Origin of the sequence: Novosphingobium sp. CCH12-A3 (assembly GCF_001556015.1) — a bacterium.
Classification (GTDB): Bacteria; Pseudomonadota; Alphaproteobacteria; order Sphingomonadales; family Sphingomonadaceae; genus Novosphingobium; species Novosphingobium subterraneum.
Window position 1 is genome coordinate 1 of the sequence record NZ_LSIA01000119.1, and the last position, 16,325, is coordinate 16,325.

General features: G+C 64.1%; 21 protein-coding genes and 1 pseudogene. 13 read left to right on the plus strand and 9 right to left on the minus strand.

Translation table 11 applies throughout. From position 1 onward, the window contains the following. Positions 1 to 175: 175 nt before the first annotated feature. Positions 176 to 766 carry a J domain-containing protein gene (locus AX703_RS09155; protein WP_062343718.1) on the minus strand — a complete coding sequence of 197 codons (591 nt, stop codon included), beginning with the start codon at positions 764 to 766 and terminating at the stop codon, positions 176 to 178. 40 nt (positions 767 to 806) lie between these two features. Here AX703_RS09155 and AX703_RS09160 point away from each other — a divergent pair, with 40 nt between their 5' ends. The 3 genes from AX703_RS09160 (at position 807) to AX703_RS09170 (ending at position 2,412) form a co-directional block, all read left to right on the plus strand. Beyond that, the gene (locus tag AX703_RS09160; RefSeq protein WP_156135697.1) at positions 807 to 1,079 is read left to right on the plus strand and encodes a BolA family transcriptional regulator; all 273 of its coding nucleotides are present in this window, start codon (positions 807 to 809) and stop codon (positions 1,077 to 1,079) included. Then, a complete protein-coding gene (locus tag AX703_RS09165) occupies positions 1,072 to 1,524 on the plus strand; it encodes an NUDIX hydrolase (RefSeq protein WP_039331567.1) in 453 nt (150 codons plus the stop codon). The genes AX703_RS09160 and AX703_RS09165 overlap by 8 nt, the downstream gene beginning before the upstream one ends. A gap of 90 nt (positions 1,525 to 1,614) precedes the next feature. Continuing rightward, positions 1,615 to 2,412: a pirin family protein gene (locus AX703_RS09170; protein ID WP_369821006.1), complete on the plus strand. Its 798-nt coding sequence runs from the start codon at positions 1,615 to 1,617 to the stop codon at positions 2,410 to 2,412. A 106-nt stretch (positions 2,413 to 2,518) separates the two neighbouring features. Here AX703_RS09170 and AX703_RS27315 read toward each other — a convergent pair whose 3' ends face one another. Together AX703_RS27315 and AX703_RS09180 are read right to left on the minus strand one after the other, a co-directional pair. Continuing rightward, complete coding sequence (locus AX703_RS27315) at positions 2,519 to 2,971, minus strand: hypothetical protein (protein WP_156451995.1); 453 nt, start codon at positions 2,969 to 2,971, stop codon at positions 2,519 to 2,521. A gap of 301 nt (positions 2,972 to 3,272) precedes the next feature. Further along, positions 3,273 to 4,103, minus strand: coding sequence for a 23S rRNA (adenine(2030)-N(6))-methyltransferase RlmJ (locus tag AX703_RS09180; protein WP_062343721.1), 831 nt, complete (start codon positions 4,101 to 4,103; stop codon positions 3,273 to 3,275). Positions 4,104 to 4,344: 241 nt separating this feature from the next. Between AX703_RS09180 and AX703_RS27320 the strand changes: the two genes are divergently transcribed. From AX703_RS27320 to AX703_RS09195, 4 genes are all read left to right on the plus strand, one after another. Continuing rightward, positions 4,345 to 4,665 carry a hypothetical protein gene (locus AX703_RS27320; RefSeq protein WP_156451996.1) on the plus strand — a complete coding sequence of 107 codons (321 nt, stop codon included), beginning with the start codon at positions 4,345 to 4,347 and terminating at the stop codon, positions 4,663 to 4,665. Between the two features lie 63 nt (positions 4,666 to 4,728). After that, on the plus strand, positions 4,729 to 6,210 hold the full coding sequence (locus AX703_RS09185; protein ID WP_197423660.1) for a methyl-accepting chemotaxis protein: 1,482 nt from the start codon (positions 4,729 to 4,731) through the stop codon (positions 6,208 to 6,210). Positions 6,211 to 6,315: 105 nt separating this feature from the next. After that, the gene (locus tag AX703_RS09190) at positions 6,316 to 7,134 is read left to right on the plus strand and encodes an SDR family NAD(P)-dependent oxidoreductase (RefSeq protein ID WP_062343723.1); all 819 of its coding nucleotides are present in this window, start codon (positions 6,316 to 6,318) and stop codon (positions 7,132 to 7,134) included. Continuing rightward, entirely contained in the window at positions 7,131 to 8,036 is a 906-nt protein-coding gene (locus tag AX703_RS09195) for an alpha/beta fold hydrolase (protein ID WP_062343724.1), read from the plus strand. Before AX703_RS09190 ends, AX703_RS09195 begins: the two co-directional genes overlap by 4 nt. A 3-nt stretch (positions 8,037 to 8,039) precedes the next feature. Here AX703_RS09195 and AX703_RS09200 read toward each other — a convergent pair whose 3' ends face one another. Together AX703_RS09200 and AX703_RS09205 are read right to left on the minus strand one after the other, a co-directional pair. Next, positions 8,040 to 8,759 (minus strand): extensin family protein, encoded by a 720-nt coding sequence (locus AX703_RS09200; protein ID WP_062343725.1) that lies wholly within the window; start codon positions 8,757 to 8,759, stop codon positions 8,040 to 8,042. A gap of 45 nt (positions 8,760 to 8,804) precedes the next feature. After that, complete coding sequence (locus AX703_RS09205) at positions 8,805 to 9,860, minus strand: DUF2332 domain-containing protein (protein ID WP_062343726.1); 1,056 nt, start codon at positions 9,858 to 9,860, stop codon at positions 8,805 to 8,807. A gap of 42 nt (positions 9,861 to 9,902) precedes the next feature. On the opposite strand from AX703_RS09205, the gene hisG reads away from it, so the two are divergent. From hisG to nusB, 3 genes are read left to right on the plus strand one after another with little or no spacing between them, the layout of a single operon-like run. Further along, a complete protein-coding gene (gene hisG, locus AX703_RS09210; RefSeq protein WP_039331545.1) occupies positions 9,903 to 10,574 on the plus strand; it encodes an ATP phosphoribosyltransferase in 672 nt (223 codons plus the stop codon). Further along, entirely contained in the window at positions 10,574 to 11,863 is a 1,290-nt protein-coding gene (gene hisD, locus AX703_RS09215) for a histidinol dehydrogenase (protein WP_062343727.1), read from the plus strand. The genes hisG and hisD overlap by 1 nt, the downstream gene beginning before the upstream one ends. Further along, entirely contained in the window at positions 11,860 to 12,306 is a 447-nt protein-coding gene (gene nusB / locus AX703_RS09220; RefSeq protein ID WP_039331541.1) for a transcription antitermination factor NusB, read from the plus strand. Before hisD ends, nusB begins: the two co-directional genes overlap by 4 nt. Before the next feature lie 53 nt (positions 12,307 to 12,359). On the opposite strand, the gene fghA is transcribed toward nusB, so the two are convergent. The 4 genes and pseudogenes from fghA to copC form a co-directional block, all read right to left on the minus strand. Further along, positions 12,360 to 13,205, minus strand: a complete 846-nt coding sequence (gene fghA / locus AX703_RS09225) for an S-formylglutathione hydrolase (RefSeq protein ID WP_062343728.1) — start codon at positions 13,203 to 13,205, stop codon at positions 12,360 to 12,362. After that, positions 13,205 to 13,553 (minus strand): annotated as a pseudogene (locus AX703_RS09230) (VOC family protein). The gene fghA and the pseudogene AX703_RS09230 overlap by 1 nt, the downstream one beginning before the upstream one ends. Positions 13,554 to 13,651: 98 nt before the next feature. Then, positions 13,652 to 14,497, minus strand: a complete 846-nt coding sequence (gene copD / locus AX703_RS09235) for a copper homeostasis membrane protein CopD (protein ID WP_197423661.1) — start codon at positions 14,495 to 14,497, stop codon at positions 13,652 to 13,654. A 14-nt stretch (positions 14,498 to 14,511) separates the two neighbouring features. Beyond that, entirely contained in the window at positions 14,512 to 14,889 is a 378-nt protein-coding gene (copC, locus tag AX703_RS09240; RefSeq protein WP_062343729.1) for a copper homeostasis periplasmic binding protein CopC, read from the minus strand. Between the two features lie 143 nt (positions 14,890 to 15,032). Between copC and AX703_RS09245 the strand changes: the two genes are divergently transcribed. The 3 genes from AX703_RS09245 to AX703_RS09255 form a co-directional block, all read left to right on the plus strand. After that, positions 15,033 to 15,290: a hypothetical protein gene (locus tag AX703_RS09245; protein ID WP_039331533.1), complete on the plus strand. Its 258-nt coding sequence runs from the start codon at positions 15,033 to 15,035 to the stop codon at positions 15,288 to 15,290. Then, a complete protein-coding gene (locus AX703_RS09250) occupies positions 15,290 to 15,742 on the plus strand; it encodes a Spy/CpxP family protein refolding chaperone (RefSeq protein ID WP_062343730.1) in 453 nt (150 codons plus the stop codon). The genes AX703_RS09245 and AX703_RS09250 overlap by 1 nt, the downstream gene beginning before the upstream one ends. A gap of 4 nt (positions 15,743 to 15,746) precedes the next feature. Next, on the plus strand, positions 15,747 to 16,325 hold a 579-nt coding region (locus AX703_RS09255), incomplete at its 3' end, for an RNA polymerase sigma factor (protein ID WP_062343731.1).

A 16,325-nucleotide genomic window follows, 5' to 3' on the forward strand; every position in this document is an offset into this window, starting at 1 on the left:
TTTCTCCTTTGCATTCCAGTCATATGCACCCCGGACCATCCGGGACGAGGCGCACCGTAAGCCATGTCCGTGCCTCCATGTGCTGTTGGCATGGAGTGCATAGGAAATTTCCTATGAAAAGTCTGTGCGAGACGTCACCACACTGGCGCGAGAAATGTCATTCAGCGCCCGGAAATCAGGCGAACAGCGCACTGCCTTTGAGCAGGTTGTAGGCCTCGACCACTTCCTGCAGCCGCCCTTCGAAGGTGCGGTCGCCGCCGTTGCGGTCCGGGTGATACTTGCGCACCAGCTCGGAATAGCTCTGCCGCAACTGCCGCCGATCGGCGTCATAGGCCAGATGCAGCGCGTCGTAGGCCTTGCGCTCGTCAGGACTGATCCCGCGCCGCGCCGCGTCGGCGGCCTTCTGGTGATCGGCCCGCCGCGCCTTGGCGCGCTGGGCAATCGCCTCGAGCGGATCGGCAAAGTCCGCCCAGCGCGGCGCCTGGTCGATACCAGCGTCGGGCCGGAACGCCCGGGTCTCGCGCTCCCACCCGGCCAGCGGCGACTGCGCCTTGAGAATCTCCTCCGGGGTCATCCCGGCAAAGAAATCATATCCCGAATTGAACTGCCGCACGTGTTCCAGGCAGAACCAGCGATAATCGCCCGGCCCGTCGAACCCGGATGAGCGCACGCCCGGCGCGCGGAATTCGCCCGGCTCGTCGCAGCCGGGGGCATTGCAGATACGCCCCGTACCCTGGACGCGACCGTGGAACTTGTCATTTCGCATGTGCTGTCCACATGGCGATGAAGACGCTAGAAGAAAAGCCATGACCGGACCAATCGCACAGGAAATCGAACGGCTTCTGACCGAAGCCCTCTCCCCCACCCATCTCGCTGTCATCAACGACAGTGCCAGCCACTCGGGCCACATGGGCGATGATGGCACCGGCGAATCGCACTTCACGGTAGAGATCGAAAGCGCCGCCTTTACCGGCCAGTCGCGCCTCAGCCGCCAGCGCATGGTCAACAAGGCACTGGGCGACTTGCCCGGCCAGCGCGTCCATGCTCTCGCCATCAAGGCCAAGGCTCCCGGTGAGTGAAACTCCGCGCCGCATCCGCCGCGCTGCCCGCATCCTCCTGCTCGACGAGCAAGACCGCCTGCTCCTCATCCGCTTCGCCCCGGCAGACCGCCGCCCGTTCTGGTGTGGCGTCGGGGGCGAATGCGATCCGGGCGAGGACTTCGCCATTGCGGCGGTGCGCGAGCTTTACGAGGAAACCGGCCTCGTCGTTGACCACTGCGGCCCCGAAGTCGCCGCCCGCGCCGACGATTACCTCACACTCGAAGGCGAACCGATCACTTCGGACGAACGCTTCTTCCGCGTCCGCACGCAAGGCTTCACCCCGGACACCTCGGGCCACACCGCCATTGAGCGCGAACTAATCAAGGAATTTCGCTGGTTTACCCGCGAAGAACTGGCAAACTGGCATGAACCGGTGTTCCCGGTGAACCTGCTCGAACTGCTTGACCTCGAGGCGGACGCATGACTGATCCGATCATCCAGACCATCACCCCCGGTCGCCCATGATCTCGGCGCGTTCGAAGTCCGCCGCGCCATTCCTTCGCGCCAACGGACCATGGTGGGTCCGTTCATCTTCGTCGACCAGTTCGGCCCCGCCCACCTGCCTGCCGGCACCGCGATGGACGTGCGCCCCCACCCGCACATCAACCTCGCCACCGTCACCTGGCTGTTTGAAGGCGCAATCGACCATCGTGACAGCCTCGGCTCCTTCGCCACGATCCGCCCGGGGCAAGTCAACCTGATGACCGCCGGCACCGGCATCGTTCATTCCGAGCGTTCGCCCGAGACAGAGCGCCCCGGCGGCCCGCACCTTTATGGCATGCAGACCTGGCTCGCCCTGCCCGATGGCAAGGAAGAGATCGCCCCCGCCTTCGAACAGGTCACCGCCCTGCCGCTCGTCGAGGACGTCTGCGTCAGCGCCCGCGTGATCATGGGCACGCTCTGGGGCCAGACCGCGCCGACCACCCAGCACGCCGCCACGATCTACGCCGAAATCCTGCTGGCGCCGGGCGGCGCCCTGCCGATCGACGCCGAGGCCGACGAACGCGCCGTCATGCTCGTTGGCGGCGAAGCGCAGGTCGACGGCTTGCCGCTGGCCCTCTACGACCTCGTCGTCCTCGCACCCGGCGCCGTGCTCAGACTGCAGTCCGAAACCGGCGGCCGCGTCATGCTGATGGGCGGCGAAGCCTTTGCCACCAAACGCCACGTCTGGTGGAACTTCGTCAGCTCCAGCCGCGAGCGCATCAACCAGGCCAAGGCCGACTGGCAGGACGGCCGGTTCCCCAAGGTGCCGGGCGACGAGGAAGAATCCATACCCCTGCCCAAGGGGGCGACGACGGTGAGCTATCCGTGACTGTCGCTGCTGTCGAGAATCCAGCTGGCGATTTAAAGTTCTGCGTATCAGTCGCAGATAGATCGATTTTTCGGTTTCTCTTGATCTTTGTCTAAGATAGCATGAGCTATGCAAGCTTGGGAGCCGTTGCGAGACCGGAAAGCGCCTTTATTGCAGCAGCCTTATCCCCACTCAAAACCATGATGCCTGCCTCAAGAAGTGGCTTTGCAAAGTTTTGAACCACATCGTCGATCTTCTTTTTATCTACTTCAGAATATATATCTTCCTTCAAAACCGAAGCTGCCCCTATTGGTATATTATTCAGAGTCACCTGAGATTTGAAACGAATTTTCACCGAACTACTAAACCATCCATCCTCTTTTTCTTCTTCAGTGAAAAGAATAACACCAAGCCTATTATTATCCTTGTGGTTTTTCAGTACATTCTCACCATGCAAAACGCCTCTTTCCAAAAGTTGAACTTTTGATGTGAGCCTGTAATTTTCCAAATTAACAATCTTTAAATTCAATTCTAAAGCTCTATACTTTATGAAAAGAACAATTATTGTAACGAAAGCCAACGAGCATAGCAATATAAGGGCATTTTGCATCTGGCACTACCTATCACACTGAAATTTTCATTATTTATATGCTATCACTAGCTGAAGTCCAAGCCAAAAGTTATCAGCCGAGCCAACATTTACACTCGTCGGAACTTCACTGAGTCCGAGTATAATGGTTTGGATCGCCTCGCGCTTAGCTTGGATCGGCACCGCAAACATTTGAATTTCGGCGCCTAACGATGCATGGCGAGCTAAGAGTGTAGGAATCGAGACGACAGTTTAGCCGATAAAGCATATATAGTTTTTTGCTGAGTCGACCTTAATACTGCACCCACTCCGCGCCCAGCGTGCCCCGATGCCCCTCCGGCGCCAGCGCGGCGCGAAGGGCTTCCAGCATCGGCGCCAGGCCTTGCGTAAAGGCATAGGGCGGGTTCACGATGAACAGCCCTGCGCCGTTATAGATGCCGGGCTGGTCGGCATCGTAAAGCCAGTGCTCCACGTTCAGCAGCTTCGGGATGCCCAGCCTGCGCAGCTTTTCCTTCCAGTGCACGTGCGCAGACCGGTCCTTCAGCGGATACCAGATTACCGTCACGCCATGGGCCCACTTGCGGTGCGCGGCAGCGAGGGTCTTGGTGATCCGTGCGCGTTCGTCGGTCTGCTCGTAGGGCGGGTCGACCACCACCAGCCCTCGCGGGGTCCGGGTCGGCAACATTGCCAGCCAGAACTCGTAGGCATCGCGCTCATGCACGGCAGCATGCGTGCCGCGCATTGCACCGCGCAGGGCATAGGCGTCCTCGGGATGCTTTTCGTTGATGATCAACAGGTCTTGCGGACGGAGAAGCTGTGCAAGAATCCGAGGCGAGCCGGGATAGAGCAGCGGCTCAGGCCCGGCATTCACCGCCCGCACCGCGGCGCGGTAGTCGTCTAGCAGAGGGTTCGCGCCGGCAAAGACACGCTCCACGCCCTGCGCGGCCTCCCCGGTGCGCTGCGCCTGATCCCCACGAAGGTCATACAACCCGCAACCGGCATGGGTATCGATCAGCGTCAAAGCGCCCGGCTTTTGCTGGAGGGCACGGACCAAGGCAATCAGCAGGCTGTGCTTCACCACGTCGGCGCTGTTGCCCGCATGAAAGGAATGGCGATAGTTCACTGTGCTTCGATATCCCGACGACCGGCCCGGAACACGCCAGAGCGCCCCAAGGTGGTCAGCCTCGTAAGCTCCAGCCGCCGCCACATCAACCGGGCAGAGATCTGATCACCCGTGAAGGCATGGCCCAGGCGCGCGAAGCCCTCCGTTCCATCAATCTGTTCATAAATCCTGCGTCTGACACACGCATTTTCCCGGAGCGCGTCCTAGGCAACCGGAAATAATCATTAGTTATCGCAATCTTATGAGAAGAAAGGCGCATCCGCGAGAAACCAGCCAGTCCGGCAGCCTTGCGCTGCTGGGGTTTGCAGGCGTCCTTCTCCTCGCCACCGCACTTGCACCAAGGCAGGGTTCGGCGCTTGCCGTGCTTTCACTCCTGCCATCCGGGTCGGCGTCCTACGTTCAATGGGCGACGGAGCGGGGAGGCCGGATCGTCGGCACGACACCGCTTGGCGGGTTGGTCATCGATCATGCTCCCGACGGAGCATTCTACGCAGCATTGCGACACGGCACGATCGCCATTGCGGTCCCACTGGGGCTGTGCAGTCCCACACCAGGAAGTTGAACGGCCATGGAACAATTGCAGGCACTTCGCGCAAACGGTCTGCGGGCACTCGCATTCACATCGATGATCGGCGCCCTGATCATAGGCCTTGGAGCGATCTGGGCTGGATCAGGCATAATGCCCCCGATTGTCGCGGCCGTCGCGGCAGGCCTCACCACTTTCGTTGCCAGAAGCCGGGACGGCGATGCCACCCAGCGCTGTGCGGTCGCCGCGGGCATAATGACTTTCCCGATGATCCTGCTCTACCAGTGGGCCGGATCGGCCTGGATGGTCGACCTGCACATGGTCTTCTTCGCCTGCCTTGCGATCATCGTCGTTCTCGCAGACTGGCGTCCGATCGTCACCGGTGCGGCATTGACGGCAGTCCACCACCTGCTTGGCAATCTTGTCGCGCCTGAACTGGTCTACAACAATGGCGGCGACATTCTGCGGGTAATCCTACACGCGGTCGTCGTCGTTGCCGAAACTGCCGCGCTGGTGTTCCTGAGCGTTCAATTGCAGCGCCTGATCATTGCCCAGGCAGAAGCCGAGGCGCACAAGCTTGCCATGGAGGCGGCTGCCGCCGCCGAGCGGCAGCGTATCGCCGACGAACAGAGACTGGTGATCGCAGCCGTCGAGCAGCGGCTTGAAGAGCTGGCCGGCGGCGATCTCAGCACCAAGATCGAAGTCGATTTTCCGCCAGCCTACATCAAGCTCAAGAACAGCTTCAACGCCGCGACGAGCGATCTGGACCGGCTGGTCGGCGCCGTATCGTCCACCACCAACCACATTGCCCGTGGCTCTTCCGAGATCCGCGGGGCGTCGGACGACCTCGCGCGCCGGACCGAGCAACAGGCGAGTGCCCTCGAACAGAACACCTCGGTCACGCGCGAACTCGTAGCCGAGATCGATCAGACCGCCAGAAACGCAGGCAACACCCGGGAAGCCATTGGCGAAGCCCAGCAGTTTGCCGAAACGGGCGGCGCGGTCGTATCGAGTGCGGTTGCCGCGATGAACGAGATCGAACGGTCCTCCAATGAAATCGGACAGATCATCTCCCTGATCGATGGCATCGCCTTCCAGACGAACCTGCTCGCCCTCAACGCCGGTGTCGAGGCAGCGCGCGCTGGCGATGCCGGCAAGGGTTTCGCAGTAGTCGCGACAGAAGTCCGCGCGCTGGCGCAGCGCTCCGCCGAAGCGGCGAGCAGCATCCGCAATCTGATCCAGACGTCGAGCGAACAGGTCGCCCAGGGCGTCAGCCTTGTCGGCCGGACCGGAACGGTGCTCGACGATATCGTCAGCCGCGTCTCGCAGGTCAGCGGCTCGGTTTCGGAAATTGCCGATTCTGCGGTACGCCAATCGGCAGAGCTCGCGCGCGTCACCGGTTCCTTTGCGAACCTCGACACTCTTACGCAGCAGAACGCTGCAATGGTCGAGGAAAGCAACGCAGCGGCCCACCAGCTGGCAAGAGCGGCAGAGGAACTGCGCCAGCTGGTCAGCAGGTTCCGAACCAGCCAATTCGATACCACCGCAGATCGCATGGCCCCGATGCTGCGGGTGGCTTGAAAACGACGCACGGCCGGAAGGAATTCACCCCCTTCCCTCCTTTGCAAAAGCCTGACACGATGCCTTTAACGGGTCGATTAAGGCCCGACGAAGGAGAGCAGGCCGATGGCATTCGCAGGGCAGGTCACGTGGATTACCGGGGCGTCGTCCGGCATTGGCGCAGCATTGTCACGGGCCCTTGCTGCGCAAGGCGCGCATCTGATCCTGTCCGGCCGGAATGAAGCCGCGCTTGGCGAAGTCGCAGAACAGTGCGGCAACGCCCTCGTCCTGCCATTCGAAGCGACTGACTATGCCGCCGCTGCCCGCGCGGCCGATCAGGCATGGGGCTGGCAGGGTCACGTCGACATGCTGGTCAACAATGCCGGCATCTCGCAGCGCTCACTGGCTGTAGACACTGCCTTCCCCGTCTATGAACGCATTGTCGCGGTTGATCTGCTTGCGCCCATCGCGTTGACGCAGGCCCTCCTGCCGCGCATGGCTGAGCGCAAGTCCGGGCGGATCGTCATGGTCTCGAGCATTGCCGGCAAGGTCGGCTCGCCGCTGCGCACCGGTTACAGCGCGGCCAAGTTCGGCCTGTTCGGCTATTCCGATGCGCTGCGCGCCGAGGTCGCCGGACTTGGCATCAAGGTCCATGTGATCGCGCCCGGCTCGATCCGCACCGACGTTTCGCGCAACGCCATTACTGCCGACGGATCGCGACGCGGGGTCAGCGATGCGGTCATTGAGCGCGGGCTCGACCCGGATGTAGCTGCAGGAATGATGCTCGATGCCATTGCTGCGGACGAGCGTGAGATCATCATGGGCGAAGGCATGGAAAAGGAAATCGGCGAACTGCGCCGCACACCTGATGCGCTGCACGACCGCATGGCCGCAGTCGTCGCAGCAGGCTATGCGCAAAAGATGGACGAAGGAGCGCCGGAATGACTGCACTTGCCCCTGCAACGCCACTTCAGCGCGTGAAACTTGCCAGCGGGATCGAACTCGATGTGCTGGATGTGGGTCCCCGCGATGCACCGGCCCTGATCTTTCTTCACGGCTTCCCCGAAAGCCACCGCACCTGGCGCCACCAGATCGCCCACCTCTCCTCCCGCTTCCGCTGCATCGCGCCCGACCAGCGGGGCTATCGCGGCTCGTCCAAGCCCGAGGGCGTGGAGAACTACACCCCGGACAAGCTGATCGGAGACGTTTTCCAGCTTGCCGATGCATTGGGCGTGCAGCAGTTCACGATCCTCGGGCATGATTGGGGCGGCGCGATCGCCTGGGGCGTTGCGCTGCTCGGCCAGGGGACACGCGTCACCCGCGCGGTCATCGCCAATGCCCCGCATCCGGTGATCTTCCCGCGCCTGCTCTGGACCGACCGCCAGCAGCGCGAGGCCAGCCAGTACATGCGCGCCTTCCGTGATACTGCAAACGATGCCATGGTGCGCGAACATGGCCTCGGGGCGCTGTTGATGAAGGCGCTCAACTGGAACCGCTCACCGGTAATGGAAGAGGAAGAGCGCGCCGCCCTGTTCAAGGACTGGTCGAACCCTGATGCCGCCATTGCCATGCTCAACTGGTATCGCGCCAGCCAAATGGCCGTACCCCCGATGGACGCTCCGTTCGAACTGCCTGAAGGTTATCAGGACACTCCCGTTCCGCCGCTGCAGATACCAACGCTGGTGATCTGGGCGATGGACGACATGGCCCTGCCGCCGTGCAACCTGGATGGCATGGACAAGCTCGTCACCAATCTCACCGTAGAGCCGGTGCACGATTGCGGGCATTTCGTGCCATGGGAAGCACCGGACACGGTGAACGCCGCGCTCGACAGATTTCTTGGCTGAAGCCTACCGGCAAGCCGCCCAGCCGCCAGCGCGCTGCGCCTGATCGAGGTGCAGGTGGTCGGCATGGGCGGCGTTGTAATCGGGGGACAGCACGGTCGAGAAGCTGAGGCACGCCGCATCGCGCACGGCCCGGAGGAACGCCGCTTTCTCGTCGCCCGCTCCCCAGTCCTTGAGCACTGAAACGCGGCGTCCGTCCTCCAGCACGAACGCGCTCACATCGATGGCGTTGCCGGTCGCGTGCTCGCTCCACGTACCTTGCTGCCCGCCACCAATCCTACGGCAGTTGCTGGTGCCGAAATGCTCGACCGATGCAACAGCGCTGCCAAGCAGCCGCTGCGCCGCGGGCTGGATGCCATGCTGCAGCCACAGGGCCAGCCCCGCATCGATCGCGCAGGTTGCCTGCGCTCCGCCCGGTGCCAGCTTCACTTTCGCCTGTGCCAGACCTTGCAGAACCTGCCGGTCATTCCGCAGGCATTGCCCTTCGCCAGCAGGCGGCAGGGCCTCGGCGACGATTCCGCTGCTTTCCAGAAAGCTGCTGCACACCGCTCGGTCACCCCGCAACGTCTGCAGCTTCATAGCTGTCGCCCAGCCCGGTGGATCGGCCAATGCCAGCGGCGCCCATGGGTTATGCTCGGGATGCCGTTGCAGCCATTCACGCCCCGCCAGCCCTGCCGAACCGATGATAAACAGGACGACGACAGTGCGGAGAAAAGAGCGGCGCATCCTCGCTTAACCCTTGCACGGAGCGATCGTTTCGTAACGCAGACCTTAGGGCAGCCACTCCACCCAGGCACCGTGGGCATGGGCGGTGCCGAGCAAGGCAGGCTCCTCTCCGCCGGGCCAATAGCGCACGGTCAATTCATGCCGGAAGGTCTGGCGGTTGGTTTCCAGCATGACCCATGCCAGCCGCCGCGAGGCATCGGCCTTCGCGCCCGCCTGCGCCATCAGCGCCTCGATCCGCGCCCGGGTTTCGGCCGGCAGATATTGCCAGACGATGGAATGGAAGATCACACGCGTGGTGTTTTCCTCCTGCGGTGCCGCCAGCCGCTCGGCCACGAAGTCGCCCGCATCCATCTGCACCACGTCCGGCGCCCGCTGGGCCGCAAGCGCAATCGCCGCATCGATCCGGCCGATCCGCTCGGTCACTTCGGCCCAGACATAGGACTTCAGCCGCAGCGCCTGTTCCGGATCGGCCAGGTTCATCGGCGCGCGATCGCATCCCCTGATGCCGACGATCTCGACCCCGGCCCGCGGCGGCGGGGCCCCCCGCCATTCCGGCACGATCCGCATCGGCGAATCCGCGGGGCCAGCGGTCGTCCCGCCAAGGTCGAAGAAGAAGCGCTCCATCATCGTGTTGACGCCAGCGCTTGCGCCCAGCTCGTTCAGCTCGAAGCGCGGGCCAATGCGGACCGAAAGCCACAGCAGCGCCGCCATGATCGAGGCCGACCGCCCAGCCTCATTGGTCTGCGGGGGGCCGTCCAGCCACGGCAAAAGCTCCGCATCATGCTCCCGGGTCACCGCCACCACCAGCGCATCGACTTGCCCCTGATCGGTCACCTCGCCGCGATAGACCGGCGCCAGCCGCATGTCCTTGCCGGTCAGCACCAGATTGTGATGTCCGCCAGCCAGCCGCAATGGCAGCGCATCTTCCAGCGGCTTTCCCGGCCACGCAGCGATTCGCCTGCCGACCTCGGTTTCACCATCCAGCAGCCACAATTGCGCCCGCACTACGCGACCCGTGCAGGGTGCACCATTGTTCGTGGCGTGGTCTGCCTGCCATTCTATGGCCTTTGCGACCTGTTCGATCTCCATGATCGGGTTCATTCGGTTGCCCTTTGCGCCGTGCTGCCATAAGGGCGGCGGGTTATGTCCACCGCCGCACCGCTCGTTTTCGCCCTGCCCAAGGGCCGCATCCTCGACGAGGCCCTGCCTCTGCTCGAGAAGGCCGGGATCGTGCCCGAGGCCGATTTCTTTAACAAGGCCTCGCGCGCACTCTCCTTCGCCACGAACCGCGACGACGTGAAGATCATTCGCGTCCGCGCTTTCGACGTGGCGACCTTCGTCGCGCATGGCGCGGCACATGCCGGCGTGGTGGGATCCGATGTGATCGACGAGTTCGACTATGCCGATCTTTATGCGCCGGTTGATCTCGACATTGGGCACTGCCGCCTTTCGGTGGCCGAGCCGGTCAGCATGGTGGAATCGGGCGCGAACGCGCGCGAAAGCCACGCCCGCGTGGCGACCAAGTACCCCAACCTGACGCGGCGGCATTTCGAAAAGCTTGGCGTTCAGGCCGAAGTCGTCAAGCTCAACGGCGCCATGGAGCTGGCCCCCTCGCTGGGCCTCGCCAGCCGCATTGTCGACCTGGTGTCGACTGGTCGGACGCTCAAGGAGAATGGCTTGGTCGAAACCAGCCAGATCCTTCCCGTCTCGGCCCGCCTGATCGTCAACCGGGCCGCGCTCAAGACTGACAGCGCCCGCCTCGGCGCACTGGTCGATGCCTTCCGCGAGATGGTCGCCACAAGGAAGGCCGCCTGATGCTGCGCCTCAAGTCCAGCGATTCCGGCTTCGCCAAGGCCTTCGCCCGCCTCGTCAAGGACCGCCGCGAGAGCGACGAGAACGTCGCGCGCGATGTCCAGACGATCATCGATGACGTGCGCATTCGCGGCGACGAGGCGCTCGCCGAATACACCGCCAAGTTCGATGGCCACGCTCCGGCAGATGACGACTGGCGCATTTCGCCCGAAGCCTGCCGCGAAGCCTTCGACGCGCTGAAGCCCGATCTTCGCGCCGCGCTCGAACTCGCCGCACAGCGCATCCGCGACTATCACCGCGCCCAGTTGCCGGAGAATCGCGACTATACCGACGCCAGCGGCATGCGCCTCGGCGCACGGTGGAGCGCTGTAGATGGCGCCGGGCTTTATGTCCCCGGCGGCCGCGCAGCCTATCCCTCGTCGCTGCTGATGAACGCCATTCCGGCCAAGGTCGCTGGCGTCGAGCGGCTCGTCGTCGTCACGCCGACGCCCAAGGGGGAGGCCAACCCGCTGGTTCTGGCCGCAGCCCACCTTGCCGGTGCCGACGAGGTCTGGCGCGTGGGCGGGGCCCAGGCCGTGGCCGCGCTCGCCTATGGCACCGGCCGGATCAGACCTGTCGATGTCATCACCGGACCCGGCAACGCCTGGGTAGCCGAAGCCAAGCGCCAGCTGTTCGGCGTGGTCGGTATCGACATGGTCGCAGGGCCTTCGGAAATCCTCGTGATTGCCGACGCGAAGAACGACCCGCAGTGGATCGCCGCCGATCTGCTCAGCCAGGCGGAGCACGACCCGGTGGCGCAGTCGATCCTGATTACCGACGATGCCGCCTTTGCCGATCAGGTGGCGGACATGGTCGGCGTCGAGATCGCAATGCTGCTAACGGCCAAGGTCGCCAAGGCCAGCTGGGACGATTACGGCGTCATCATCGTCGTGGATTCGCTCGACGAAGCTCCCGCGCTCGCCAACGCCCTTGCCGCCGAACACATCGAGATCGCGACCGACGATCCGCAAGCCCTGTTCGACAAGATCCGTCATGCCGGCTCGGTCTTCCTTGGCCGCATGACCCCCGAAGCCGTCGGCGATTACGTCGCCGGGCCGAACCACGTCCTGCCCACCGGGCGCCGCGCGCGCTTTTCCTCGGGCCTTTCCGTTCTGGATTTCATGAAACGCACCAGCTTTATCGAGGCGACTGACGCAGCGCTTGCCGCCGTTGGCCCCGCCGCCATCGCCCTTGCCGAAGCCGAGGGCCTTGCCGCCCACGCCCGTTCGATCGAAGTGAGGCTGGGCCTGTGAACGCGATCTCGGGCAAGGCCCGCGCCGCCTCGCGTCTTGCCGCGGTGCAGGCGCTCTACCAGGTCGACATGGAGAAGACCGCGCTGCACCTGCTGCTGGACGAGTTCCACCAGCACCGGCTGGGCGCGGAGATCGAGGACGTCGAATACCTCAAGGCCGACGTCGCCTTCTTCGATGATGTGGTGAAAGGCGTCGACGCCCGCCGCAACGAGATCGACCTGCTGCTCTCGTCCAAGCTGGCGAAGGGCTGGTCGCTCGCCCGGCTCGACAAGACGATGCTGCAGATCCTGCGCGCCGGCTCCTATGAACTGCTCGCCCGCAAGGACGTGCCGGTGGCAACGGTCATCACCGAATACGTCGATGTCGCCCACGCCTTCTTTGAAGAGCGCGAGGCGAAATTCGTCAACGGCGTGCTCGATGCCGTGGCCAAGGACGTGCGGTAAGAGAAAGCTCCTCCCCGTTTTCCCGAAGGACAAAGGGGGAGGATTTCCAAACGCTACAACCGCTCGGCATGCCAGCGGATGTGGTCTTCCATGAACGTGGAAATGAAGTTGTAGCTGTGGTCGTACCCCGGCTGCAGCCGCAGCGTCAGGTCAACGCCGGCCGCCTTGCACGCCGCGTCCAGCAGTTCGGGCCGTAGCTGCTTCACAAGAAACCCGTCGGCATCGCCCTGATCGACCAGCACCGCGCCTGCGGGCCGCTTGCCATCCTCGATCAGCGCCACGGCATCATGGCTGCGCCATGCCGCACGGTCATCGCCCAGATAGCCGCCCAGTGCCTTGTGGCCCCACGGCACCTGCCCCGGCGCGACGATGGGCGCGAAGGCCGAAAGCGACTTGAACTTCTCCGGGTAGGTCAGCCCCAGCGTCAACGCGCCGTGCCCACCCATGGAATGGCCGGTGATGCCCATCCGATCCAGATCGACCGGGAAGTTCGCGCCCAGCAGGGCGGGCAGTTCCTCGGCGATGTAGTCCCACATGCGGTAGTGCTGTGCGAACGGCTCCTGCGTGGCATTCACATAGAACCCCGCGCCAAGGCCGAAATCGTAGGCCCCATCCGCATCGTCGGCCACGCCTTCGCCACGCGGCGAGGTATCAGGCGCGACAAAAACGATGCCGAGTTCGGCGCACGCCTTGCGGTATTCGCCCTTGTCGGTGACGTTGGCGTGGGTGCAGGTCAGCCCCGAGAGGTAGACCAGCACCGGAAGCTTAGCTCCGTCCACCACCTGTGGGGGCAGGAAGACCGAAAAGGTCATCCCCGTCCCCGTCGAGGCGGACTCATGCTTGTAGACACCCAGCGTTCCGCCGTGCGCCTTCGATGTCGAGACCGTTTCGAGTGTCATCAGGCGATGATGTCCAGCGCGCACAACTTGTTGCCGGCGGGATCACGCAGATAGGCAAGGTAATAGGGCGAGCCTTCACGCGGTCCCGGCGGTGGCGACGCCAGCGGCGTGCCAGGCGTTGGCCTGTTCGGGATTCATGCGGAAGCCGATGGTACCACCGTTGGCGCCGCAGGCCGGCTCGCCATTGATCGGCTTGGTCACGATGAAAAGGCCGCCGTTGTGCTGGTAGATCAGGCGTCCTTTGGGGTCCGTGATCGCCTCTGGCCCGCCGAACGCGGCGAAGGTGGCATCGTAGAACTTCTTGGCAGCGTCGATATCGTCGGCGCCGACCATGACATGGCTGAACATAGGCTCTCTCCCGTTGACAGGTTGCAGCGGCAAGAGAGCTAAGCCACTGGCTTGTACGGTCAAGCGTCCCTGCGGGAATTCTTTGTTGCCATTTGGCCTCAAGCCAGAGGGTCAAGCACGCCAAGCAAGGCGACTGCGCCGACAACGCCAAGACCCGCCGCAAATTCCAGCACAAGGGAACGGCGCAGGCGCGCAGTGGCGCCAGGCTCGCCTCGTTCGAGCGCCGGGACGATCCGCCAGCGGTTGCCTGCAGCCAGCGCCAGCATGACGGCGAACAGCGCAAGCTTCACCGCAAGTATGCTGAACCAGCGCGCCTCGAACATCATCGGCCATCCGGCAATCGCCAGCGTGTTGAGCAGGCCGGTCAGGATGAGGACCGCCACCACCACGCTCCCGGTGCGGGCAAATCGTGCGAGTGCGCCAGTATCTGCCCCCTCGCGCGAGAAAGCCGAAGTGACGAACACGGCCAGAGCGCCGATCCATGTCGCTGCGGCAAGGACGTGCGCCACGTCCGATACCCGGTGAAGCGCCATTTCGCTGGCGCCAGCGTGGCCGGTCCACGCCACCGAGCCGAGCGCAACGCTGCCCGCCAGCGCCAGGATCGGCAGGCGGAACACGCGCAACGGCACGAAGCAGGCGAGGAACACTGCGGCGAGCGCGGTCAGCCGCCACTCCATGACCTTGCCCAGCGGCGTCTGCGCCAGCACGACCTCTGCCGTCGCCTGATCGAGTTCGGCCAGAGTGATGCCGGCCATGGCGGCAACGCTTTCAACCGCCCACCATGCAGAGGCAAAGGCCGCGACGATGGCCAGCAGGGCCAGCACGAGGCGGGCGCGGAAAGCCAGCACCTGCCCCGCTGCCAGCGCATGCAGGGGCACGCCCGCCACGAGCAGCAACGCAAGATACGCCGCTGCGCGTGCGGCCAGAAGGCCAGTCGTTTCCACGCCCCCGGGCCCCGTCAGCGAACCGTGAAGGCGTACTGGCCCTCGATGCGGTGCTGGTCACCGGCAACGGCATGCCACTTGAGGTTGTAGGTGCCGGCAGGCAGCGCGCGCGGCAGGGTAACGGTCAGGACCTTCCCCGATGCAACGCTCTTGAAGCCCTTGATCGGCATCGGCGCGTGGTTGGCCATGCCGGGCATGCCGGTCATCACCAGTTCGATGCCCGAGAGCGGGCCGACCAGCTCTTCGGAGAACGTCAGGGTCAGCTTGGTCGGCTTGGCCACGGCGGTGTTCGGCGCCGGGTTCGACGAAAGGAGCTTGGGATGGGCAAAGGCTGCGCCGGGCAGGGCCAGCATGGCAAGGGCGGGAGCAGCAAGGAGCGCAAGACGGCGCATGGAAAGTCCTTTCGGGTTGGGATCTGCAGTGTGATACGCAGAGCGTGGGACCATCCCTCAAGCCATAGCGCAAATTTTGTCTTGAGGGATTTGGCCCGGGCGCGCGTAATGGGAATCGCGTGGAAAAAGGAAACCAGCCAGCAATGGCCGATATCGACGAACTCTTGGGCGCTCTTGCCGCCAAAGCGACACCGCCTTCGCTCTCCATCATCGATGACGAAGTGATGCGCGGGCTCACCCGGAGGCGCGAGAGCGCCACGGCACGGCGCGGCATGGTGATGGCCGTGGCGATAGCCGCTGTCGTCGGGATCGTCGGCTCCGTCGCGCCCGCAGCTCCGGCACAGGCAGAACCCCTGTTCGGCGTGCCCTCGGGCGCGCCCTCGCACCTGCTGGCGGACTGATGGGCGCGGCCATGCGCTATGTCGTGGTGGCGGTGGTCTCGGCCGCCGTCGCCCTTGCCGCCAGCCACTTTGCGCGTGGCTTCATGCCGATGCAGCACGGCAGTGAACTCCACCAGCTGATGCACGAGCGCCTCGATCTCTCCGCGCAGCAGAACCAGGAGATCGACCGGCTCGAGGCGGAATTCGCGAACACCCGTCGCACGCTGGACGAGCGCCTTCGCGCCTCGAACGCGGACCTTGCCCGCGCGATCGAGAGCGAACACCAGATCGGCCCGAAGGTGACCGGCGCAGTCGATGCCTCGCACATGGCAATGGGCGAGCTGCAGAAGGCGACACTGGCCCATGTCTTTGCGATGCGTGCAGTGCTCAAGCCCGATCAGCAGGCGATCTTCGACCGCGAGATCGCCCGCGCCCTGACTTCGCCCGATCGCCCTTCCCCCGACCGCCATTGATCCAGTGGCGGGGGGCAACGCTCCAGGGGAAAGCGACCCACAACTAGTCGCGAGCGCGCTTGCGGGCCGGCAGAGCGCCTATACAACGCTGCTCGCACGCCATCGCGAAGCCGTGTTCCGACTCGCCCGTCACCACGCCGGCGACGAGGGCGAGGCACTCGACATAACGCAGGAAGCCTTCATCGCCGCATTCGCCTCGCTGGCGAAGTTCGACGCCGCACGCCCGTTTCGGGCCTGGCTGATGCGCATTGCCGTGAACAAGTGCCGCGACTGGGCGCGGCGTCGTGCGGTGCGGCGGCTTTTCCGCATGGCGCGGCCCCTGGAAGATGCCTTCGATGTTGCCGATCAGAACCTCGATCCCGAGGCGCAAGCGATATCGCAGGCCGAACTGGCCCGCGTCTCGGCTGCCATCGCTGCGCTTCCAGCCAATCTCAAGGACCCGCTGATCCTGTGCCGCCTCGAAGGGATGAGCATGGCCGAAGCTGCCGACGTGCTTGGCCTGACCGAGAAGGCCGTCGAGACGCGGATTGAAGCGTCCCGGGTTTTCTGGAGGCTCCTATTTGTGAGAAGGAGCTGTGATGAG